Annotated in this window: 23 protein-coding genes; 19 read left to right on the top strand and 4 right to left on the bottom strand. The window is 67.3% G+C overall.

What is annotated here, in order from left to right:
- Positions 1-28 precede the first annotated feature (28 nt).
- The 6 genes from R2770_21935 to R2770_21960 all read left to right on the top strand — a co-directional run bounded on the left by R2770_21935 (position 29) and on the right by R2770_21960 (position 7,449).
- Complete coding sequence (locus tag R2770_21935) at positions 29-1,132, top strand: M23 family metallopeptidase (GenBank protein ID MEZ5283127.1); 1,104 nt, start codon at positions 29-31, stop codon at positions 1,130-1,132.
- Positions 1,125-2,171 carry a phosphotransferase family protein gene (locus R2770_21940; GenBank protein MEZ5283128.1) on the top strand — a complete coding sequence of 349 codons (1,047 nt, stop codon included), beginning with the start codon at positions 1,125-1,127 and terminating at the stop codon, positions 2,169-2,171. Before R2770_21935 ends, R2770_21940 begins: the two co-directional genes overlap by 8 nt.
- The gene (locus R2770_21945) at positions 2,168-2,578 is read left to right on the top strand and encodes a DUF6285 domain-containing protein (GenBank protein ID MEZ5283129.1); all 411 of its coding nucleotides are present in this window, start codon (positions 2,168-2,170) and stop codon (positions 2,576-2,578) included. Before R2770_21940 ends, R2770_21945 begins: the two co-directional genes overlap by 4 nt.
- A 2-nt stretch (positions 2,579-2,580) precedes the next feature.
- The gene (locus tag R2770_21950) at positions 2,581-6,714 is read left to right on the top strand and encodes an FtsK/SpoIIIE domain-containing protein (GenBank protein MEZ5283130.1); all 4,134 of its coding nucleotides are present in this window, start codon (positions 2,581-2,583) and stop codon (positions 6,712-6,714) included.
- 115 nt (positions 6,715-6,829) lie between these two features.
- A complete protein-coding gene (locus tag R2770_21955; protein ID MEZ5283131.1) occupies positions 6,830-7,111 on the top strand; it encodes a hypothetical protein in 282 nt (93 codons plus the stop codon).
- Positions 7,111-7,449 (top strand): WXG100 family type VII secretion target, encoded by a 339-nt coding sequence (locus R2770_21960; protein ID MEZ5283132.1) that lies wholly within the window; start codon positions 7,111-7,113, stop codon positions 7,447-7,449. Before R2770_21955 ends, R2770_21960 begins: the two co-directional genes overlap by 1 nt.
- Here R2770_21960 and fabI read toward each other — a convergent pair.
- Positions 7,428-8,198, bottom strand: coding sequence for an enoyl-ACP reductase FabI (fabI, locus tag R2770_21965; protein ID MEZ5283133.1), 771 nt, complete (start codon positions 8,196-8,198; stop codon positions 7,428-7,430). The genes R2770_21960 and fabI overlap by 22 nt on opposite strands.
- Before the next feature lie 113 nt (positions 8,199-8,311).
- Between fabI and npdG the strand changes: the two genes are divergently transcribed.
- The 7 genes from npdG to R2770_22000 are packed head-to-tail and all read left to right on the top strand — an operon-like array spanning position 8,312 to position 14,363.
- On the top strand, positions 8,312-9,097 hold the full coding sequence (gene npdG / locus R2770_21970; protein ID MEZ5283134.1) for an NADPH-dependent F420 reductase: 786 nt from the start codon (positions 8,312-8,314) through the stop codon (positions 9,095-9,097).
- Positions 9,098-9,120: 23 nt separating this feature from the next.
- Positions 9,121-10,260 carry a cysteine--tRNA ligase gene (locus tag R2770_21975; GenBank protein ID MEZ5283135.1) on the top strand — a complete coding sequence of 380 codons (1,140 nt, stop codon included), beginning with the start codon at positions 9,121-9,123 and terminating at the stop codon, positions 10,258-10,260.
- Between the two features lie 29 nt (positions 10,261-10,289).
- Complete coding sequence (locus R2770_21980) at positions 10,290-11,531, top strand: hypothetical protein (protein MEZ5283136.1); 1,242 nt, start codon at positions 10,290-10,292, stop codon at positions 11,529-11,531.
- A gap of 35 nt (positions 11,532-11,566) precedes the next feature.
- Positions 11,567-12,103 carry an HIT domain-containing protein gene (locus R2770_21985; protein MEZ5283137.1) on the top strand — a complete coding sequence of 179 codons (537 nt, stop codon included), beginning with the start codon at positions 11,567-11,569 and terminating at the stop codon, positions 12,101-12,103.
- Between the two features lie 58 nt (positions 12,104-12,161).
- On the top strand, positions 12,162-12,698 hold the full coding sequence (locus R2770_21990; protein ID MEZ5283138.1) for a hypothetical protein: 537 nt from the start codon (positions 12,162-12,164) through the stop codon (positions 12,696-12,698).
- 53 nt (positions 12,699-12,751) lie between these two features.
- Positions 12,752-13,441: a CDP-alcohol phosphatidyltransferase family protein gene (locus R2770_21995; GenBank protein ID MEZ5283139.1), complete on the top strand. Its 690-nt coding sequence runs from the start codon at positions 12,752-12,754 to the stop codon at positions 13,439-13,441.
- Between the two features lie 22 nt (positions 13,442-13,463).
- Positions 13,464-14,363: a phosphatidylinositol mannoside acyltransferase gene (locus R2770_22000; GenBank protein MEZ5283140.1), complete on the top strand. Its 900-nt coding sequence runs from the start codon at positions 13,464-13,466 to the stop codon at positions 14,361-14,363.
- Here the strand turns inward: R2770_22000 and R2770_22005 are convergent.
- The gene (locus R2770_22005) at positions 14,345-14,779 is read right to left on the bottom strand and encodes a hypothetical protein (protein MEZ5283141.1); all 435 of its coding nucleotides are present in this window, start codon (positions 14,777-14,779) and stop codon (positions 14,345-14,347) included. The genes R2770_22000 and R2770_22005 overlap by 19 nt on opposite strands.
- A gap of 58 nt (positions 14,780-14,837) precedes the next feature.
- Here R2770_22005 and R2770_22010 point away from each other — a divergent pair, with 58 nt between their 5' ends.
- Together R2770_22010 and R2770_22015 are read left to right on the top strand one after the other, a co-directional pair.
- On the top strand, positions 14,838-15,995 hold the full coding sequence (locus R2770_22010) for a glycosyltransferase family 4 protein (GenBank protein MEZ5283142.1): 1,158 nt from the start codon (positions 14,838-14,840) through the stop codon (positions 15,993-15,995).
- 76 nt (positions 15,996-16,071) lie between these two features.
- Complete coding sequence (locus R2770_22015; protein MEZ5283143.1) at positions 16,072-16,854, top strand: M48 family metalloprotease; 783 nt, start codon at positions 16,072-16,074, stop codon at positions 16,852-16,854.
- Between the two features lie 34 nt (positions 16,855-16,888).
- Here R2770_22015 and R2770_22020 read toward each other — a convergent pair whose 3' ends face one another.
- A complete protein-coding gene (locus R2770_22020; GenBank protein MEZ5283144.1) occupies positions 16,889-17,137 on the bottom strand; it encodes a hypothetical protein in 249 nt (82 codons plus the stop codon).
- Positions 17,138-17,665: 528 nt separating this feature from the next.
- Here R2770_22020 and R2770_22025 point away from each other — a divergent pair.
- The 4 genes from R2770_22025 to R2770_22040 all read left to right on the top strand — a co-directional run bounded on the left by R2770_22025 (position 17,666) and on the right by R2770_22040 (position 20,166).
- Positions 17,666-18,046 (top strand): DUF3048 C-terminal domain-containing protein, encoded by a 381-nt coding sequence (locus R2770_22025; protein MEZ5283145.1) that lies wholly within the window; start codon positions 17,666-17,668, stop codon positions 18,044-18,046.
- Positions 18,047-18,138: 92 nt separating this feature from the next.
- A complete protein-coding gene (locus R2770_22030; protein MEZ5283146.1) occupies positions 18,139-18,960 on the top strand; it encodes a cupredoxin domain-containing protein in 822 nt (273 codons plus the stop codon).
- A 31-nt stretch (positions 18,961-18,991) separates the two neighbouring features.
- Positions 18,992-19,507 carry a sigma-70 family RNA polymerase sigma factor gene (locus tag R2770_22035; protein ID MEZ5283147.1) on the top strand — a complete coding sequence of 172 codons (516 nt, stop codon included), beginning with the start codon at positions 18,992-18,994 and terminating at the stop codon, positions 19,505-19,507.
- The gene (locus tag R2770_22040) at positions 19,504-20,166 is read left to right on the top strand and encodes a zf-HC2 domain-containing protein (GenBank protein ID MEZ5283148.1); all 663 of its coding nucleotides are present in this window, start codon (positions 19,504-19,506) and stop codon (positions 20,164-20,166) included. Before R2770_22035 ends, R2770_22040 begins: the two co-directional genes overlap by 4 nt.
- A 10-nt stretch (positions 20,167-20,176) precedes the next feature.
- On the opposite strand, the gene R2770_22045 is transcribed toward R2770_22040, so the two are convergent.
- Positions 20,177-20,854 (bottom strand): hypothetical protein, encoded by a 678-nt coding sequence (locus tag R2770_22045; GenBank protein ID MEZ5283149.1) that lies wholly within the window; start codon positions 20,852-20,854, stop codon positions 20,177-20,179.
- Between the last annotated feature and the right edge of the window lie 42 nt (positions 20,855-20,896).

A 20,896-nucleotide genomic window follows, 5' to 3' on the forward strand; every position in this document is an offset into this window, starting at 1 on the left:
GGCCGAAGACATCGACTCGAGGGTTGCGGTGGTCGAGGCCAGGCGACGAGCTGCGCTGGCCGAACGAGACGAGCTTCACGACGAGGTCGAAAACCTCCTGGTGCTGCAATACGTGTTCGTCGAGCGGGTCGAGGGCGACATCGCGTCGTCGGTTACCCCCGACGAGCAGGTGAGGGCTTCGGCTCTGGCTCGCTACGCAACCTTTGGTGTGGGCAACGACATCGATCGCTACCGAACCGTTCTGGACGACTTGGCAGCCGCAGAAGAGGAACTCGCGGCGCTGAGGGCCGAGCTGGACGCCGCAGTGGCCGAACTCGAAAACCGCAACGATCAACTCAACATCGAGCTCGAGGAGATCAACCGGCAACTCGACATCGCCGAGGAGCGCGAGGCCGAATACCAACGAGAGGTCTCCAGGCTCGAAGAAGAAGAGCGCCGCCGGATCGAGGAAGAGCGCCGACGTCGCGAAGAGCAGAGGCGAGCCGAGCTGGCGGCTCGACGGGCGGCCGAGGAGGAAGCCCGCCGGGCAGCCGCGGCCACATCGACGACGACCACAACGACCACCACCACGACCACGACAACCGTCGCACCCGAAGAACCGGCAGGAGGCGAACCAGACACCGGCGCCGAGCCCGACGCGGGTGAACCCGACGACACTGGCGCCGAGCCCGACGCGGGTGAACCCGACGACACCGGCGCCCCCGACGACGGCGCAGGTGCCCCCGATGGCGGTTCGGCTGGCGGCGGATTTCTCTGCCCGATCGGCGGCCCGACAACGTTCTACGACACATGGGGTGCGGCCCGCAGCGGGGGCAGACGACACAAGGGTGTCGACATGTTCGCAACCCGGGGCACACCGGTCGTGGCCCCCGTGTCGGGCACCGTGAGGCATCGCAACAACTCTCTCGGCGGGCTGAGCTTCTACCTCGATGGCGACGACGGCAACCGCTACTACGGTGCCCACCTCGATTCGTATGGCGCCGATGGTTACGTATCGGCCGGCACCGTGGTCGGCACCGTGGGCAACACCGGTAATGCCCGCTACACGTCTCCGCACCTACACTTTGAGGTCATGCTCGGAGGCAGCAGCAGCGTCAACCCAACCCCGTACGTGCGGGCCGCTTGTGGCTGAGCCGAACCCCGGGCCAGCGGCCGCGTCCGAACCCACCGCCGATCCGAGGTCGGCAGAGCGCGCTGTTCAGATCATCCAGCAGGCGACGGGGACGGCCCCGGCCGAGGTCAGGCGGCTCAGCGGTGGGGCGTCTCGCACCACCTGGATGGTCGAACTCGGCCGGTCCGGCGCCGAACCCGAGGCTGGCATGGCCGTTCTGCAGGTGGCGTCCAGACCCGACCCGCCCGCCAACTCCGACGCCGCCGTTCAAGCCTTGGTCATAGAGGCAGCGCGCGCCCGCGGCGTGCCGGTGCCGCCTGTGCTCGCCTCTTCTCCACGTGTCGTCGACCCTCCCGCTGGGGTGCCGATCGAGTCGTGGTTGCTGATGAGTCACATCGAGGGGGAAACCATCGCCAGGCGCATCCTGCGCGACGACACATTCTCGACCGCCAGAACACGTTTCACCGAACAGTGCGCCCGGGCCCTCGCCCGCATCCACTCGATCGACGATGCCGGTGTGCTCGAGGTGCTCGAACCCGAAGACGCCCTGGTGCGCTATCGCGAGGCCCTCGACGATCTGGGCCACCCATCGCCGGCTTTCGAACTGGGCTTTCGTTGGCTCGAGGCCCAACGGCCGCAAGCGCGCCGCCAGACGGTCGTGCACGGCGACTTCAGGCTGGGAAATGTGCTGGTTGGGCCCGACGGCCTGAACGCTGTGCTCGACTGGGAGCTCGCCCACATCAGCAGCCCGGCCGAAGACCTCGGATGGCTGTGTGTCAGGGCTTGGCGCTTCGGCGGGCCGGGTGTGGTGGCCGGTATGGGCGACATCGATTCGCTGGTGGCCGCGTACCGCGACGAGTGCCAGACATTGGGCGTCGACGCCGATGTGGACGCCCAATCGGTTCGTTGGTGGATGGTCGTGGGCACCCTCAAGTGGGGCATCATGTGTGTCACCCAGGCGGCGCGTTATCTGCTCGACACGGGCGGGACTCACGAGCACGCCGCCATCGGCCGGCGGGTTGCCGAGAACGAGTGGGATCTGCTGGAGCTGATCAGATGATCGAGTCGTTGCCCGAACACCCCGACCGCGAACCGTTCGACCTTCCGACCTCAGACGAGCTGGTCGGGGCCGTGCGCCATTGGATCGAGTCGACGCTCATGTACGAGCTCGAGGGTGCCACCCGGTTCCACGCCCGGGTCGCGGCCAACATGTTGGCGATAGTGCAGCGCGAGATCGTCGACGGCGGTGCGTCTGTAAACGCCCACCGTGCCCGGCTGGCCGGGCTGGGTTTCGAGTCCGATCGCGATCTGGCCGACGCCATAAGGCGTGGCGACCTCGACGACAAGCGCGCCGAGGTGATCGAGGCGGTCATGGCCACCCTGGCCGACGAGCTGGCGATCGACAACCCCGGGTATGCCCAGTTCTCGTCTGCTGGGGTTTCGGCTGCTGGCGACTCTGACGGCTGACCATGGCTTTCACGGTGGTGGTGCGCCGAGGTGGCATCGGTTCGCCGGTCTCCATCGAGGTTTCATCCGATGATGCAACGGTGGGCGACCTCGCCGCCGCGCTAGGGGCGCCACAGTCGGCGCTGGCCATCGATGGTCGTCGCCACGATGCCGCTACGCCGCTCGTCGACACAGCTCTGTATCGCGGCTGCACGATCGAGTTCGTGCTGTCCGACGATGGTCCTGACCGTCCGGGTCGCGGCTCGACCGGTACACAATCGGGTCGTTCGCTGGTAGCCGTCGCAGGCCCCGACGCCGGGTGGCGTTGTCGCCTGTCGCCCGGCGCCAATGTGTTGGGGCGCAGCCCCGACGTCGAGTTGCGGCTGGAGGATCAGTCGCTGTCTGGGCGCCACGCCCGCATCCTGGTGGACGATCGAGGCGTGTCGGTCGCCGACCTGGGCTCGACCAACGGCGTCAGGGTGGGTGGTCACGTCGTTGCGTCGTCGCCGTTGATGCCAGACAGCGTGGTGTGGGCGGGGTCTGGCGCGTTTCGGGTCGAGGACGATGTGGTCGACACGGCGTTCTTGTCGTCGGGCGACAGACGCTTGAGCGAAGGCACGATCTCGTTCAACCGTCCACCTCGCGAGGCGCCCCCGACGCCGACCGCACCGGTAGAGGTCGGTCAACCACCTGCCGAGCCCTCCGAGCCCGTAGGTGTGCTCAGCATCGCCGCCGTGGTGGCGCCGCTGTTGATGGCGGCCGTGTTGGTGCTGGTGATGGGCGATCTGCGGTTCGCTTTGTTCGCGGTGCTGAGCCCGCTTGGGGCGTTGGGTGGCTGGCTCGAGAACCGGGTGCGCAGGCGGCGAGCCGAGCGGCGCTGGATCGGCGAGCGCGACCACCGGCGCCAACTGGTTGTCGCCGACATCGAAGACTGGGTGGCGGCCGAGCGCCATCGGCGTTGGCAGGTGACGCCCACGGTCGCCGAGTGGGGTCGACGGTCGACCAGCGCTTCGTCGAGCCTGTGGGAGAGGCGTCCGAGCCACCCCGATGCGATGGTGGTGGCGCTCGGGCTGGCCACCGTCGAAGCGGTCGTGCCCGTGGCCGATCAGGTCAACGTCGACCCAGACGTAGCCGACCTTCTCGACGTGTCACTGGTGGACGTCCCGGTCGAGGTCGATCTGGCGACAGGCGCGGCCGACGAAGGCCCGGCTGTCATCGGCATCGTCGGGCGGCCCGATCAAGCCCGCTCGGTTGCCAGGTCGATCCTGTGTTCGGCCGCTTCGATGATGGGGCCCAGCGACCTTGCGATCATCGTCGCGTGCGCGGGCGACGCGGCCCCAGATTGGTCGTGGGCTCGATGGCTGCCCCACTTGTCCGATCCGGCCGACCAGGGCGAGGTTCTGGGTTCGCCCTGGTATGTCGACGGCGTCAGGGCCCAGGACGCCCTGGCTCGCCGTATCGAGGTGCCCGACCGACGAAGTTGTCGCTTGCTGGTGGTCGACGGTGACGAGTTGGTGCTGGGCCGAAACAGCGCAGCCCGACGCCTGATGACCGGCGATGCGGCCGGCGGTGGGCGCTGGAGCGCCGTGGTGGTGGCCGATCGCGAAGACCGCCTGCCCTCGGCCTGCGACGTCGTACTGCAGATCGACCCGTCGGGCCGGGCACGCGTCAGGTGGCCTGCCCAGCGCCGCAATCTCGAAGGGATTCTGCCCAGCGGATCGACACTGGAACGTTCGCTCAGCATCGCCAGGCATCTCGCCCGCTTCGACGATCCTGACACGGTCGATCCGGTTGCCGCTCTGCCGGCCGAGGTGCCGCTTTCTCGGCTGGCCGGACCCATCGACGAGGACACCATCGCAGGCTCTTGGGCCAGACCACCCCGCCCGCTGGTGCACTTGGGTGTTTCAGCAGCGGGCCCTGTCGAGTTGGACCTCGCAGCCGATGGTCCGCACGTTCTGGTAGCGGGCACCACGGGCGCGGGCAAGAGCGAGCTGTTGCGTTCGATGGTCGCGTCGCTTGCGTTGGGCTGCTCGCCCGCCGACCTGAACCTGATCCTCATCGACTACAAGGGCGGTGCGGCCTTCGACCGGGCTGCGGCCCTGCCCCATACGGTCGGTGTGGTGACCGACCTCGACGAGAACCTCGCCGAGAGGGCTTTGTTGTCGTTGGAGGCCGAGCTGCGCCATCGCGAGACCGTCCTGCGAAGTCACCGCGTAGGCGACATGGGCGAGTTGCAGCGTGGTGTGCTGGCCCGACTGGTCGTGCTGGTCGACGAGTTCGCGACCCTCGCCAACGAGTTGCCCGAGTTCCTCGATTCGCTGGTGGGGGTGGCGCAGCGTGGTCGCAGCCTCGGAGTCCACCTGGTGCTTGCCACCCAAAGGCCCGCCGGTGCTGTCAACGACAACATCAGGGCCAACACCAACATCCGCGTAGCGCTGCGGGTGCAAGACGACGCCGACTCGCTCGACATCGTCGGCGTCGCCGACGCGGCCAGGCTGGCCCGCTCCAGGCCCGGCCGAGCCGTCATGCGCATCGGTCCCGACGAGCCGGTGGTGATGCAGACCACCAGGGTTACGGGACCGCTGCTCAGGCGAATTCCCCTGAAGGTCGAGGTCGTGGGCTCTAGTCGCGACGATTCTGTGTCGGTATCGGAGCTGGAGGCCCTGGTCGAGCTCGCCGGCAACATGGCCCTGCGGATGTCGACGCTTGCGACGCGGCGGCCGTGGTTGGATCCGCTGCCCACCGGGCTGTCGGACCTTAACCTCGAGACCACCACAACCCCCGACGCCAAGCACTTCGAAGTGGCGTTGGTCGACGATCCCGCCAATCAGCGCCAGGTCGCGGGCGGCTGGGGATTGGACCAGCCGAATCTGTTGCTGGTGGGCAGAGCGGGCGGCGGGCCCATCGACGCACTCCGCAGCGTCGCACGAAAGGCCGCAGCCCAACTCGCCCCCGACACGGTGAGCCTGCTGGTGGTGGCGACCCGATCGGGCGCCCTGGGCGAGCTGAGCGCATTGCCCCACACGTTCGGTTTCGCGGGCCCTGGCGATGAGGAGATGCTTCGCCGGATTCTCGACCATTGCATCGCCGAGCTGTCGCGTCGCCGGTCGGCGGCCGAGGCGCCTCGCCTTGTCCTGCTGATAGACGACCTGGGTTCGGTGCTCGGAGGTCACGACACAGACCTCGCCTGGCTGGAGCGCATGGACCATCTGCTCGAAGTGCTTCGTTTCGGCCCCGCAGTTGGCATCCACACGGTGGCTGCGGTCGAGCGTTTGGGCGCCATGCCAGCGGCCTGGCAGGCAGCTTTCGCCTCGCGCTGGTTGTTCGAGCCAGCTGACGAGCTGGACCTTCATTCGTTCCTGGGTGACGCACGGATCGCCAGGCGCAAGGCCCCGGTTTTCGTGCCGGGCCGCGCCCTGCGCGACGACGGCCTCGAGATGCAGCTGATCCAGCCAGACACGGTGGTGGTGCCCGACTGGACCTCGTCTGCCGCCGTGCGGATGCGACGGCTGCCCACATCGGTTTCGTGGCATCAGCTCGACTTGCCGTCCACAGACAACCGTCCCTGGCACGTGCCGTTGGGCTTGGCCGACACCGACCTGTCGCAGGTGGGAATCGACATCCACCCCGGCGAGCACGTTCTGGTCGCGGGGCCGCCCCGTTCGGGCGTGTCGTGCGCGCTGGGTGGCCTGGCAATGGCTTTGTCGACCAGCCGCAGGGTCGTCGTGGTCGCAGGTTCCAGGTCTCCTCTGGCCGAGCTGGACCTTCCCGCCGGGTCTGTCGTGGTCGGCGACGTTGGCTCCGCGGCCGAAGCTCTCGCCGCATCGGGGCCGGGTGCGGTGGTTGTGATCGACGATGCCCATGCCGTAGACGACCCGGCGGGCATCATCTCGTCGTGGCTGGCCGATGCGGGGCCACAAGGCCCGGTCGCTCTGGTGTTGGCGGGCGGTCGAGCCGATCGCCTGAGGGCCATCTACTCGGGCTGGACCACCGAGGTTCGGCGCTCGCGGCTGGGGTTGTTGTTGCGCCCAGACCCCGACTTCGACGGCGACCTGCTAGGGGTGCGGCTGGGCCGCGAACTCGACCGATCGTTGCCCGGTAGGGGTGTGGTGGTCGACGCGGACGGTCACAGGGCGGTGCAGGCGCTGCGCTATTGAGGACTTCGGGTCTTGCCTGTTGACATATTTCAATGTCTTTCGGTATTCTCTGTCTGCAACCAACCGGCTGATCTGGTCTTCCCCGCGGGTCGCCGGCCTATCAGGAGAAGACCAGATGACCCGTGTTCTTTCGACGGCCGAGGCCGAGGGCGCCATAGCCCGCATCGCTTCCATCGCCAACGACCAGCTGTTGTCCCAGTTGGCCGCGCTGCAGCGCGAAGGTTCGCTGCTGTCGGACCCCTCCATTTGGGACGGCCTCGAGGCCACGCGCTTTCGGGGCGACACCTGGCCCGCCACCAGCGGTGCGCTGGCCCGAGCCGTTGAGGCTCTCGAAATGTTGCGTCAGCACATCGAGCGGGTGAACCGCAACATCATGGTCGCTGGCGGAAACGGCTGATGGCCCTGGGTGGCGGCACCGGCGAGATCAGCTTCGACCACCGCGTGGCTTCGGAGGCTGCCGCCACCTACCGCAGGGTTGCCGCTTCACTGGAAGGTGCGGTGGCAGCGCTTGCGGGCGACGTGGCGCGACTGGGCCAGTGGCAGGGCCCAGCGCGGCGAGCATTCGACGAGCCCTTCGCCCGCACCTCGGTCGACGCCAGGCGTCTGGCAGCAGAGTTGAGGGCCAGGGCCCGCCGCATCGAGCAGGCATCGAGCCTGGCGGCCGCCCACAACCGGGCGGTGCGCCAGGCCTTGGCCCAAACGGTGGTTGGGCCTCAGGCGCCCATGGCGTGGTAGCCGCCGTCGACGTGGATGATCGATCCCGTCGTGGCCGGGAACCAGTCGCTCAGCAGGGCCAGCGTCGAGCGCGCTACCACGTCCTGGTCGTTGACGTCCCAGCCCAGGGGAGCCTTGGAATCCCAGGCGTCCTCGAATTCGCTGAATCCAGGAATCGACTTGGCCGCCATGGTGCGGATGGGCCCCGCCGAGATCAGGTTCACGCGGATTCCTTCGGCGCCCAGGTCGCGTGCCAGATAGCGGGCAGTCGATTCGAATGCGGCCTTTGCCACGCCCATCCAGTCGTATGCCGGCCAGGCCACGGTGGCATCGAAAGTCAGGCCGACAACCGAGCCCTTGGCTTCGGCCAACAAGGGGCGCAACGCCCCGGCGAGAGCCTTCAGCGAGAAGGCCGAGATGTTGACCGCCACGGACACATCTTCCCATTCGGCGTTCATGAAGTTGCCGCCCAGGCACGACTCGGGTGCGAAGCCGATGGCGTGAAGCACCCCGTCGACGCGGCCCCAGCGTTGCTGCAGGTCGGCCGCAACGGCGGCCAGCTGGTCTGGCTGTGTCACGTCGAGCTCGAGCACGTCGGGTGTCGACGGCAGCTTGCGCGCAGTGCGCTCGGTGAGGCGAAGCCCGCGTCCGGCGCCGGTCAGCACGATTTCGGCGCCTTCGTCAACGGCTCGCTTGGCGACGGCGTAGGCCAACGAGGCGTCGGTCAGCACACCTGTGATCAGCAGCTTCTTGCCTTCGAGCAATCCCACGGGTCCTCCGTTCCTGGGTCGGCCTGGTCGGTGTGATGGCTGTGTCGGCGGACCGCCGCCGTGACCCGGTCAAGACTGTATTGCACACCTCGCCGAACGATTACGCTTCGCCCATGGCCACCAAGTCCAACTCCGAATCAGACAACCCTCAAACGGACGGTTCCGAGAACGCGGGCACTGCGCATCCCGACGTTCCGGTTGGCAAGGCCCCTTCGGACACTGCCCGCGCGAAGCTCCCCTCGGTCGGCATCGTCGGTGGCACCGGTCCGGCCGGGTCTGCATTGGCGGTCAGGTTGGCCAGCGTGGGCATGGAAGTGGTGTTGGGCTCGCGCTCGAAATACCGCGCCATGGAGATCGTCGACGGTGTGCTGGCCGAGTGGCCAGACCACGACCTCGAGATAGTGGCAGGCGACAACGACGATGCAGCCAAGGCCGACATCGTGGTCATCGCCACCCCTTGGGCCGCAGCCGCTATCACGGCGCGCAGCGTTGCCGAGCACGTCAGTGGCAAGGTGGTCATCACCATGGCCAACGCGTTGACGCGCGTCGGCGACGAGTTCATCCCGCTGATCCCGCCGCGCGGGTCTGTGGCCGCCAGCGTGCAGGCGATGGTGCCAGACGCACGCGTCGCCGCAGCGTTCCAGCACGTTCCCGCCCACGAGCTGGGCGATCTGCGGAATCCGATCAACAGCGACGTTCTGATCTGCAGCGATCACCGCTCGGCCGTCGACGCGGTGACAGAGCTGGTCAAACACGTGCCCAGCTTCAGGGCCCTCGACTGTGGCGAGTTGTCCAACGCCACCGCCATCGAGGCGTTCACCGCCGTGCTGCTGCAGCTCAACGTCAGGTACAAGACCAGGGTCGAGCTGAACCTGCTCGGCATCCCAGACTCGGTCTGAGCCAGGGCGGGCGCCCGGTTCGAATGCGGCTGTACGAGACCAGGCTGGGGCGGGTCGTCGACTTCGAACCCGCCTCAGAGGTAGCACGCATCTATACGTGTGGCATCACGCCGTACGACGCCACCCACGTGGGCCACGCCTTCACCTTCCTGGCATACGACGTGCTCCAGCGACGCCTGCGCGACATGGGCTACGAGACGCGCTGCGTACGCAACATCACCGATGTCGACGACGACATCCTCGACCGTGCCGCCCAGCTGGACGTCCACTATCTCGACCTGGCCGCAGGGGCCGTGGCCACCTTCCAGGCCGACATGGCGGCCCTGGGGCTGCTGCCCGCTTTCAGCGAACCCCGAGCCACTTCGGCGATCTCGGACGTCAGGGCGTTCATCGGCCGGGTGCTCGACAGCGGCCACGCTTACGAGGCCGACGGTTCGGTGTTCTTCGATGTGTCTACAGCTCCGACCTTTGGCCAGTTGGGTGGTCTCGACCCGACGGCGATGGCCGAGGCCAACGCCAGGGTCGAGCGCCCCCTGGCAGGCCGGCGATCGGCCGTCGACTTCGCGTTGTGGCAGCCGAGCCGGCCGGGTGAGCCGACCTGGGAGTCGATGTGGGGGCCGGGCCGGCCGGGCTGGCACGTCGAGTGCGCCGTCATGGCGCTGCGCGAACTGGGCGCCCCTATCGACATTCACGGCGGAGGCGCCGACCTCGTGTATCCCCATCACGAGTGCGAGCAGGCACAGGCCGAGGCCGCGATCGCAGGAACCTTCGTGCGTCACTGGATGCACACGGCGACCGTGCACGTCGACGGGGCCAAAATGGCCAAATCGGCGGGAAACATGGAGTTCATCGCCGACCTGCGCCGGGTGCATTCGCCCATGGCCGTGAGGTTGGCGATCGTCACCAACCACTACCGCCACGAGTGGGAGTGGCACGAGGGCCTCGTCGTCGAGGCCGCCAACAGGCTGGCGCGGTGGGCCGCGGCCGGAGCTGGTTCGGCGGCCCTGCACGAGGTGCGCTGCGCCCTCGACGACGACCTCGACACGCCCGGTGCCGTGAAGGCCATCGACCAGGCCGCCGCGGCAGGCCTTGGGGTCGACCAGGCCGCCGCACTGCTCGGTATCGACCTGGTCGGTCCACGCGAGCGGGGCAGCGGGACATGACCTGGTCGGTTTACGGGAACGTTCGGACGGTGGTGACCGCCATTGTGGTGTTTGCGGCGTCGTGGGTCGCCCCTCACCCGGCAGGGGCCGACACCGTCGTGTCCCACAGCCGGTCAGGCCAGTCGACCGGGTTGCCTACTGGGCTGTCCGAGGCCGACCTCGCTGCCATCGACGCTTTGCTCGCCGCTCGCAGCGAGGCGGTCATCGTCGGCGATGTCGAGGCCATGGCGTCGACGCGCACTTCGACCGCCAACCAGACCTTGGCCGACCGCGACGCTCTGACGATTGCCGGGGCCGCGGCCGTCGGTCTCGAGAGCTACTCCGAGAGCCTTTCCACACCCGTGGTCGACCTGTCTCCGCCCGGATCGCCCGGGCCCGTACTGGCCGTCGACCGGCGCCACCGCATCGCGGGGGTGGACTCCACAGACCACCTGGGCCAGCTGTACCTGACGTTCGTCAACGAGAATGGCAGTTGGCGGGTGCAGGCCGACGATTCGCTCGTGACCATCGGCATATACGGCGAACGCGAGCTCTGGGAGCTGGCTGCCGTCGACGTCGTTCGCTCGCAGCGAGCGGTGGTGGTCGGCTCGGGTTCGCGAGCGCGGCTCGAGCAGTTGGCGACACTGTTGGAGCAGGCGATCGACCGGTTCGACCAGAGTTGGCCTCGGCCCTGGACGGGCAAGGTGGCGATGATGGTTCCGCGCGACCTGGCCGAGGTCGAGGCTTTGCTGCACCCGACCATCGACGCTTCGAAGTTCGTGGCCTTCACCACCCTCGATATCGAGCTCGGCGCAATAGAGGCGGTTGCAGAAGGGTCGGCGCAGGGCTGGAACGTGGTGGCTCCCCGGATCGTGGCTCAGGAGTCGAACCTCTCCAGGCGCAGCACAGAGCGCCAGGTCGAGGTCTTGGTGCACGAGTTGGCACACGTGGCCTCGGTGCGCGACTCGGGCCCGATGACACCCCTCTGGATGCACGAAGGCCTGGCCGACTGGGTCACCCAAGGCCGCCCGCTCGGAACCGCGGGTGACGCGGTCGAGTTTCCAGACCTGCACCTGTTCCGAACCGGCACGGCGTCTCAGATCGCTCGCGTGTACGACCAAGCAGCGCAGACCATGGCGCAGTTGGCGGCCACGTTTGGTCCCGATGCCCCGTTCGACCTGTTCGACCGGGTGGGCGGCGCTCGATTGGTCGTGGGCAACAGCGACGTCATCTTGGCTCAGACCGTTCACGACTTGTTCGGGGTCGAAATCGGCAGCCTGGTGTCGCCCTGAACCGGCGCTTCAGGCGGCGAAACTAGGCTTGTCGCGTGAGCGACAACCTCGAACGGCTGTGGGCAGGATGGCGAGCCGCGTACATGGTCTCGGGAGTTGGCCCCCCAGCGATGGCAGACGAGCCTGCCGCCATCGAAGCCCACGCCCCGCAGTGCGTGATGTGCCAGGTGATCGCCTCGGCATCAGAGGTACCCACCAGGCACGTGCATCAGGGCGGCTTGGCAGTGGTGGTCATGAACGCGTTTCCCTACAACAACGGACACGTGTTGGTGCTGCCCCGCCGTCACGTCGACAGGGTGGAGGCCCTCGATGACGACGAGCGCGCCGAGTTCTGGCAACTGGTCACCGACGCCACCACGGCGCTGCGGCGGGCCTACCAACCCGACGGCATCAACATGGGAATCAACGAGGGGCGAGCGGCGGGTGCGGGGCTGCCCGATCATCTGCACGCCCACGTGTTGCCGAGGTGGTTCGGCGACACCAGCTTCACCACCACTGTGGCGGGCACTCGCGTCATCCCCGAAGACCTGGAGGCATCGGCGGCTCGCATACGCGACGTCTGGCCTCGATGATCCGCTGGAGGCGATGTTCATCCGGATGCGCTCGCGACGGCGCTAGGGTTTCGCCCCGATGACCGCCGACGACCAAGAGCCAGACGAGCAGCCCGACCTGGGTGAGTTGCGCGACGAGCTGCCCGAGGATCTCGACCGCGGCTTTGTCGGGCCATACCAATTCCCCGACAACAAGCGGCGACGGGTGCCCGGCGTCTTGTACTTGCTGTTGGCGGCTGCGGCGTTGGCGATAGCCCTGATAGCCGGTGATGACGCGGTGCTGGTCAACCGGGGGTTTGTCGTCGGTGCCATCGGCCTCGGCGTGATCGGCATCCTGCACATCATCACCGCGGTGCCGATGAAGCGCGACGAGAACGATGCGCTGGTGATTGCCACCCGTGCCGTGGGCTTTCCGGTGGGGCACGCGTCGGCCCAGATGGGGTGGCGCGGTTTTCGCAGCCGCCCGACTTGGCGGGTGCTGGTGTACTCGGCCGAGGACCCGCCCGACCAGCGCGGGCTGGTGCTGATAGATGCCTACGACGGCCGGGTCATCGACCAGTTGGTCGAAGAGAACCCCGAAGACTGGTCGTCGTTCGCCACCGACCACGATCAGTGACATCGGGGCCTGCGGCCAATAGATTTGATTGTTGATCTCCCGAGGAGAACCACATGTTCGACGGAAACTGGCGCCAAGGCGTCGATCAGGTAGTGCGGCCGATGGGCCGCAACCTGCACCGAGCGGGCGTCACCGCAGACATGCTCACGGTGCTCGGCCTGTTGATGTCGGCCGCGATGGCTGTCGTGGTCGGAATGGGCTATCTGCAGCTGGGCCTGGTGCTGTTGGTCGCGACCGCCATCCCCGACCTGCTCGATGGTCCGGTCAGCAAGGCGGCCGGCACCTCCAGCAAGCGGGGTGCCTTCTTCGACTCGACCGCAGACCGTGTCACCGACGCAATGCTGCTCGGCGGCATCGCCTGGTACCTCGCCAGCCAGCCGGGCGCGGGTCGCATCGCCGTGCTGCCCTTCGCCGTCATGGCCTCGTCCTCGCTCATCAGCTATCAGCGCGCCAAGGCCGAGTCGCTGGGTTATGAGGCCAAGGGCGGCCTGATGGAGCGTGCCGAGCGCATCATCGTGCTCGCGGTGGGCCTGTTGTTCGAGGGGCTGCTGATCCCGGTTCTTTGGGTGTTGCTGGTAGGCACTATCGGCACCGCGATCTTCCGGTTCCAGAAGGTGTGGAAGCAGGCCAGCAAGGACCGCCCCGCACCGGCCCCACGCGAGCGCGACGTGTGGCGCACCAGGCGCAGGGCACGCGATCAGCGCCGCGCTGCCGTCAACCGCCGCCGCAACAGCCGCAACTGACCCGCCGCCGCCAAGATTTCGCATGCCAGCCGCCTCGGCCAAACTGACCGTCGGCGCGTACCGAGGCGCTTCGGCGGTGGCCAAGGCGTTGCCCTCGGGCATCGCCCAGAACCTTCCCAGGTGGCTGGGCCCTGCACTGGCTCGCTCGATGTCTTCGCAGGCCCACATGCTGGGCAGGCACCTTCGCCGGGCTCAGCCGGGGCTCGATGGTGAGGCCCTGACCCGAGCGGTGGCTCGCGGGTTCGAGAGCTACGCCAGGTATTACGTCGAGTCGTTCCGGCTGCCCGACAAGACCCCCGCCGAGCTCGACGCCGGCATCGAGGTTCCACACTTCCATCACGTCTCGGACGCCCTCGAGCGAGGCAATGGCGTCATCTTGGCCCTGCCCCACCTGGGCGGATGGGAGTGGGCGGGATTCTGGCTGACCGCTGTGAAGCGGCTACCGGTGACCGTTGTCGTTGAGGCGCTCGAGCCGCCCGAGCTGTTCGAATGGTTCACAGGGCTGCGCAGCGAGTTCGGCATGAACGTGGTGGTCGCCGACTCGGGTGCGGGCACCGCGGTAGCCGCGGCGTTGGGCCGCAACGAGGTGGTCTGCTTGCTGAGCGACCGCGACGTCATGGGCGGCGGTGTCGAGGTCGACTTCTTCGGCGAGCGCACCCGCCTGCCGGCGGGGCCCGCAATGCTGGGTCTCAGAAAGTCTGCGCCGGTTCTACCCGTTGGGGTTTACTTCAGACCGGGCGGTGGGCATCTGGGTTTGGTGCGGCCTCCGCTGCCGCTGCAGCGTCGCGGATCGTTTCGCGACGACGTATCGGCGGGCACCCAGGCCCTGGCTCACGAACTCGAGTTCCTGATCCGCCAGGCGCCCGAGCAATGGCATCTGTTGCAGCCGAACTGGCCCAGCGATCAAGGCGCGGGCGGCTGAGGGTGTGCGCCGCGCTGGCGCACCTTCAACCTCACGTGACCGCTGGGCACGCCGTCGATCTCGACGCTGACCGTGTTGTCGCCCGGGCGGTCGAAGCGCAGCCCCAGCAGGTTGAACACCAACAACAGAGGAGTGGTGTCGCCCGGCTCGGCGTCGGGCCCTCTGCGTGCGGTTGTGACACCGCCCACCGGCCCTGGCAGCAGCGAGCGACCGTCGGCGTCGAGCAACTTGACCTCGACCCTGACTTCGCGGTTGTGGTCTTCCCAGCCGACCTCGAGGGCCAGGCACACGGACAGATGTGGATGGGTGACCGGGAACGCCCTGGCGTTGATGGTGTCCCAGGCGCCACCCGTCACATAGAGCTTGCCGTTCACCGCCTGAGCGTGATCGGCAAGGAACAACGAGGTGACGCGCATGGGTCCAGTGTGGCAGCGGTACCGCATCGGCGCATGCGGGCCTAGTGTTGGGCCAGCCATGTTCGAACGATGGGCCATGCGGCGCCGGCTGAAGCCCGCTCCACCTACACCTGCCGACCTGGAGCGCCTGTCTTCAGGACCTCTGCGGGTCGGCATCGTCTGCCCATACAGCCTCACCGTGTGGGGAGGGGTGCAGAACCAGGTTCTGGGTCTGGCGCGGGCCCTTTCGGCCCGCGGGCACCAGGTCAGGGTGCTGGCCCCGTGCGATGGGCCGCCACCGGAACCGGGCATCACGCCGTTGGGTGCATCGATACCAACCGACGCCAATGGGTCTGTGGCCCCGATCGCACCCGATGTCGCCTGCATATTGCGAACCATCCGTGTGCTGCGCGACGAACAGTTCGACGTGGTGCACCTGCACGAGCCCATAGTGCCCGGTCCGTGCCAGGCAGTGCTGATCCTCAACACCGTGCCTGTGGTGGGTACATGGCATGCGGCCGGGGGATCGCTGGCCTACCAGGTGCCTGGCGTCAAGGTTCTGGCCAACCGCGTCAAACGTCGGGTGGTCGTTTCGGCCGACGCACGCGAGATGGCATCTGAGGCTCTCGGGGGCGAGTACCAGATCCTTTGGAACGGAATCGAGGTCGACCGCTTTGCTCGGGGGCCTGCCCACGACAAGGACGGTCCCACCATCTTGTTCTTGGGCAGGCACGAGCCCCGAAAGGGCCTGGCCGTGCTGATCGAGGCCATGCAGTACCTGCCTGCAGACGTACGTCTGTGGGTTGCCGGGTCGGGGCCCGACACCGACGATCTCAAACGCCGTACCGAAGGCGACGGTCGCGTCGAATGGCTCGGCGCCGTCGACGAGGCCGAGAAGCTCAACCGGCTGCGCGGTGCCGACGTTTTCTGCGTTCCGTCGCTACGCGGTGAATCGTTCGGCATCGTGTTGCTCGAGGGCATGGCCGCAGGCACGGCGGTCGTCGCCAGCGACCTACCCGGATATCGCAACGTGGTGTCAACCGGCGACGAGGCCCTGCTGGTGGCGCCAGGCGATGCCAAGGCGTTGGCCTCGGGCCTCGAGCGTGTTCTAGCCGACGAGGTGCTGCGTCGGCAGCTGGTCGATGCGGGCCGGCTGCGTGCCGAGTCGTTCTCGATGGCGCGGCTGGCCGAGCGCTACGAGGCGATCTACCGCGAGGCCATAGTCGAAGGCATCTGAACCTCGCGGGGTGCGCCACGCGACACCGTCGACGGTCGTAGACTTCGACACCGTCGTGAACACACCAGACTCAGCAGTGAACAGACCAGATCCTGCACTCATCAAAGCCAACTACTCGCGCTCTCAGCGGCTGGCCATGGCGGTGTTCGCCGTGCCGTTCGTGGTGCTGGCGATAATCCTCGTGCTACTGCTTCCATGGTGGCTGGGCTTGATCATCGCACTTGTGGCGCCGGCCGCCTACGTCCTGTGGCGCCTCAACGGCGCCGAAGCCCGAATCGTTCAGTCTGTTCGGGGCTTCGAACTCTCCACCCTGGGGCCAGATCATGTGGGCGCAGCCCGGCTCGAGAACCTGGTCGAGGGGCTGATCGCCTCGGCCGGGGTTCGCGAACCCGCCCTCTATGCCGTAGAGGACCCCGCGGTCAATGCACTTGTGGTGGGACGTTCCGGCGACAGGGCCGCCCTTGTCATCACCACGGGCGCCCTCGACGCGTTCGATCGGGTCGAGCTGGAGGCCGTGGTCGCCCAGCTCCTGGTGCAGATCCGCACCGCCGACGTCGTTCCTCGCACCGTTGCTGCCGCCCTGCTGGCGCCTGTGGCTTCGATGGCTGCATCGCAGTACGACAGGGTGGTCGGCCGCATCGTCGACCCCGACCGCAGATTCCGCAACGATGCGTTGGGTGCCGCTATCACCCGGTACCCACCTGGGCTGGTCGCCGCTTACGAACGCGTCATGGCGTCCAGCACCAAACCCGCCGTCAGCCCACACGTCGTCGAGCATCTCTGGATGGTCGGCACCGGTGAAGGGCTGGGTACGCATCCGCCAACCGAAACCCGCATCGCCGCCTTGCGCGAGCTCTAGAAGCCCGCCGGGCCAGACCCGGCGCTCGACTGCCTCATCTCGTCTTGGAGTACTCCATGTCCACCCCCTCCACCACCGCTGAGTCGGCGCGTCCAGCCCGCTCGCTTCTCGCGGTCCGTCTGGCCGTCGCCACCGTGGCCGTGGTGATCCTCGCCGCTGCCTGTGGCGGTGGCGGCGACGATTCGTCCTCGACGACCGTGGTCGTCGACGACACCCAAGCCACCACCACATCCACCACGGTGGCACCGCCAACCACCACGACTTCGACCTCGACCACCACCACCGAAGCGCCTGCGCCTGCATCGTTGCCGCTAACAGGTCAGGCGGTCGGTGACGAGGCAATCGCCCTGCGCCCGGCGTTGGCGGTGAAGATCGACAACGTTTCGGCGGCCAGGCCCCAGGCCGGTATCAACCAGGCCGACATTGTCTACGAGGAGCGTGTCGAAGGTGGCCTCACCCGGCTTCTCGCCGTGTTCCACAGCACCGACGCCCCCGACCTGGGGCCGGTTCGTTCGGCGCGTTCGACCGACGTTCCATTGCTGACACCGCTCAATCAGCCGCTGTTCGCGTGGTCGGGTGCCAACGAGGCCTTCGCCAACCTCATCCGCTCCGTGGCCATTCGCGACGTGGGGTTCGAGGCCCAGCCATCGGCCTACGAGCGTCGAGCGGGCCGAAGGGCCCCCAGCAACCTCTTCACGTCCACCGACGCCCTTTGGTCTTTGACCCCGGTCGAGGGTGACATGTCTCCCACGCCGCCTTCAGCTACAGGGCTGACGGCGATCCAGAGCCCGTCGGCGAGGCGGCGTCTGGTGTGGCGGTCAACTATCGCGGCACGACCGCAACCCACACCTGGTCGCCCGAGGTTTCGGGCTGGGTTCGCGAGCAGAACGATTCGCCCCATGTCGACACAGACGGCGTGCAGGTGGCCCCGGAGAACGTCATCGTCCAGTTCGTTCAGTACCGCGCCTCGGGCCAGGTCGACTCGGCCGGCTCAGAGGTGCCCGAAGCCGAGCTGGTGGGCTCCGGCGATGTCTGGGTCTTGATGAACGGGCTGGTCGTGGAAGGCACATGGTCGAAATCGAACGTGACCTCGCCCACCGTGTACCTCGACGCCGACGGCAGCGAGATCTTGCTGACACCGGGCTCGACCTGGGTTCTGTTGGCCGAGCCCGGAAGGGCAGAGCTGCTCTGACACCTGAAGGCCGGCGAGTTTTTGTGCCGGCCTTTTGAACCGTTCCGGGTTGGTGGTGCGTATTCAGTGGCACACGACACCTGGAGGGGACGATGTCAGTATCGAACAGGGGCCTGGCCATTGGCTTTGCAGCCGTGCTGCTGTTGGGGGCATGTGGAGACTCGGCCGAGTCCGGAGATACGGCCGATGCGGATGTGCCGACGACCACACAGGCCACCGCCGACGACTCACAAGCTGGTGACGGGCCACCGATGGCGCCGGCCGAACTGTCGGTGTCGGACCAGGTGTCTGACGGAGTACACGTCGTCATCGACTCGGTGACGCTGCCAGCAGACGGTTATGTGGTGATCCACGCCGACGGGGGTGGATCACCAGGCGCAGTCATCGGCCACTCCGACCTGCTGCCCGCCGGTGAATCGGTGGAAGTCCAGATCCATCTCGACTCGCCGCTCACCGAATCGGGCACCGTCTTCCCGATGGCACACATCGACGTGGACGGCGACGGCGTGTACGAGTTCAACCCACCCGATGACACAACAGACGGGCCGGCGCTCACCTCCGATGGAGCGGTGGCCGTGCTGCCTGTCGACATCGAAGTCGACGCCGATCTGGACATGCACGGTGGCGACGACGCGGGCGATGGCTCGGCCGCCGAACCTCAGTCTGGGTCTGCCGAGATCGTCATTGCCGGTTTCAGCTTCAGCGGACCCATCACCGTCACCGCCGGAACGACGGTAACCATCACCAACGACGACACGGCCGATCACACCTGGACCTCGACCACGGGAGCCTTCGATTCGGGCACGTTGGGCCCTGGTGAGACGTTCGAGTTCACCTTCGACACGCCCGGCGATTACGAATTCTTCTGCGCGATCCACCCGGGAATGACCGGAATGGTCACCGTGGTGCCGTGACCCGACCTGCAGCTAGACCCGAGACGACGAGGTGAGTACAGATAGCGCCCAGAGCATCATCACTCAGCTCAGCAGGGATCATTCAGAGGCACTGCTGAGCTGGGCCAAGGGCCGTTTTGCCGATCAGCGCGACGCCGAGGAGGTTGTGGCCGACACCCTCGTCAAGGCGTGGAAAGCGATCGACCGCTTCGACCCTCAGCAGGGTTCTCAGCGTGCGTGGTTGTTCGCCATCGCCAAGAACGCGGCGGCCGATCACCATCGCAGGTCGCGACGGCACCTCCACTCGGTGCCCGTGGCCGAACCCGACATGGGATCGCGGTCAGACACCGAAATCGATCGGCTGGTCGAGACATCCCATGTGCTCGACGCTCTGCGGTCGCTGTCTGCCGAACATCGATCGGCCGTGCTCGACGCCTACTTGGGCGGGCTGACGACGTCACAGATCGCAAGCAACCAGCAAATACCGACGGGTACGGCGAAGTCGAGGCTGTACTACGCGCTGAAGGCGATGCGAAGCCACCTGGAAGAGCGAGGAGTTGTCAGATGACGTCTCGACACAGCGCCGACGACCAGTTTCGCGAGTGGTCGGGGGCCTACGTACTCGGTGCCCTCGAACCCGACGAGCGTGCGATGTTCGAACGGCACCTCGGCGACTGCGCCGGGTGCCGGGCAGATGTCGCAGCGTTCGCCGCGCTTCCCGGGCTGTTGGCCAGGGTCGACAGCGATTCGGTCTCTGGAACGTTCGCCCAAGACCGAATCGCCGATATGGCGATTGCAGGCGCCCGGTCTGAGTACGCAGGCGCGTTGCGCTCGGCACAGCGCTGGCGGGTGCTGGCGATTGCAGCATGTTCGGTGGCGGCGGTTCTGGGCTTGGCCACGTGGAGGGTATCGAGGCCCTCCGATGCCCCTGCGCCGGCCGCGGTCGAACTCGCCTTTGTTTCCGATGCGACCGGACGCGTCGCCATCGAGGACAAGGCGTGGGGTACCAGCATCGAACTCGAACTGAGCGACCTGCCCTGGCGCGACCAGTACCAGCTGTGGACCGTCGCTCAGAACGGAGGTTGGAGCCTGGCGGCCTCATGGGGTCCGACCGCCGCGGGAGCAGCCAGGCTCACCGGCGCTGCATCGGTCGGTGCCGCGACCCTCGACCGGGTGGTCATCACGTCGTCCGACCGTGATGACATCGTGCTGGATGCCCAGGCCTGATCGCCCGCGATCACCTGGGCTCTTCGTCGATGCTGTGGCGGGGGCCGTTCGACCACCAAGCGTCCACCCTCGAGCGGTGGTCGTCGGAGCGGAACTCGACCTTCACGCCCGGCGATTCGGGCTCGATCTTGGCGGTGAACCCTGGGTTGGCGACCGCCCACATGACCGTCACTTGGCTGGGCGACACGGATATCGCCGTCGAACCGCCAATCAGGTTGAACGTCAGCACCTGCGCGGCCTGCGTGGTCGTGGTGGCCTGCGTGGTCGTCGTGGTGACCTGGGTTGTCGCTGCCGGCGTTGTTGTGGTGGTCGCCTGCGACGTGGACGTCGTGGCCTGGGTGGTGGACGTCGTGCCCTGGCTGGTGGGCGTTGGGCCCTGGCTGGTGGGCGTTGTGGCCTGGGTTGTCGCCGACTCGGGTTGGGTGGTCGTGCTGGGAGCCGAAGTGTCTGTTTCGACTTCCACGATCGACGTTACGACCACCACTTCGTCGAGTCCCGACGGGGTTATCGACAGGGGCGAAGCTGCGGCAGTGCCGGGCGTCTGGCCCGAGGTGGCCAGCAAGACGTTGGCGGTGGGAATCGGATCGCCCAGTTCGTCATCGACGATTGAGACACCTGCCCATGCCACGGACACGGCGGCGCCGCTGCCGACGAGCCACAGAAGTGCGAATCCAGCGGATTTGATCATGTTCTGCATTGTGAAGGGTGCATCCTCATGCGCCGGTTTAGC

This window comes from Acidimicrobiales bacterium, from assembly GCA_041394185.1.
Lineage (GTDB): Bacteria > Actinomycetota > Acidimicrobiia > Acidimicrobiales > Poriferisodalaceae > JAAETH01.

What these genes read in the sequence shown, in the direction of transcription:
- R2770_22030 (MEZ5283146.1), top strand. Translation starts at nt 18,139, where the DNA reads ATGTCAGTATCGAACAGGGGCCTGGCCATTGGCTTTGCAGCCGTGCTG.
- R2770_22040 (MEZ5283148.1), top strand. Translation starts at nt 19,504, where the DNA reads ATGACGTCTCGACACAGCGCCGACGACCAGTTTCGCGAGTGGTCGGGG.
- R2770_21955 (MEZ5283131.1), top strand. Translation starts at nt 6,830, where the DNA reads ATGACCCGTGTTCTTTCGACGGCCGAGGCCGAGGGCGCCATAGCCCGC.
- R2770_22010 (MEZ5283142.1), top strand. Translation starts at nt 14,838, where the DNA reads ATGTTCGAACGATGGGCCATGCGGCGCCGGCTGAAGCCCGCTCCACCT.
- R2770_21960 (MEZ5283132.1), top strand. Translation starts at nt 7,111, where the DNA reads ATGGCCCTGGGTGGCGGCACCGGCGAGATCAGCTTCGACCACCGCGTG.
- R2770_22000 (MEZ5283140.1), top strand. Translation starts at nt 13,464, where the DNA reads ATGCCAGCCGCCTCGGCCAAACTGACCGTCGGCGCGTACCGAGGCGCT.
- R2770_22045 (MEZ5283149.1), bottom strand. Translation starts at nt 20,854, where the DNA reads ATGATCAAATCCGCTGGATTCGCACTTCTGTGGCTCGTCGGCAGCGGC.
- R2770_21995 (MEZ5283139.1), top strand. Translation starts at nt 12,752, where the DNA reads ATGTTCGACGGAAACTGGCGCCAAGGCGTCGATCAGGTAGTGCGGCCG.
- R2770_21945 (MEZ5283129.1), top strand. Translation starts at nt 2,168, where the DNA reads ATGATCGAGTCGTTGCCCGAACACCCCGACCGCGAACCGTTCGACCTT.
- R2770_21950 (MEZ5283130.1), top strand. Translation starts at nt 2,581, where the DNA reads ATGGCTTTCACGGTGGTGGTGCGCCGAGGTGGCATCGGTTCGCCGGTC.
- npdG (MEZ5283134.1), top strand. Translation starts at nt 8,312, where the DNA reads ATGGCCACCAAGTCCAACTCCGAATCAGACAACCCTCAAACGGACGGT.
- R2770_21975 (MEZ5283135.1), top strand. Translation starts at nt 9,121, where the DNA reads ATGCGGCTGTACGAGACCAGGCTGGGGCGGGTCGTCGACTTCGAACCC.
- R2770_22005 (MEZ5283141.1), bottom strand. Translation starts at nt 14,779, where the DNA reads ATGCGCGTCACCTCGTTGTTCCTTGCCGATCACGCTCAGGCGGTGAAC.
- R2770_21990 (MEZ5283138.1), top strand. Translation starts at nt 12,162, where the DNA reads ATGACCGCCGACGACCAAGAGCCAGACGAGCAGCCCGACCTGGGTGAG.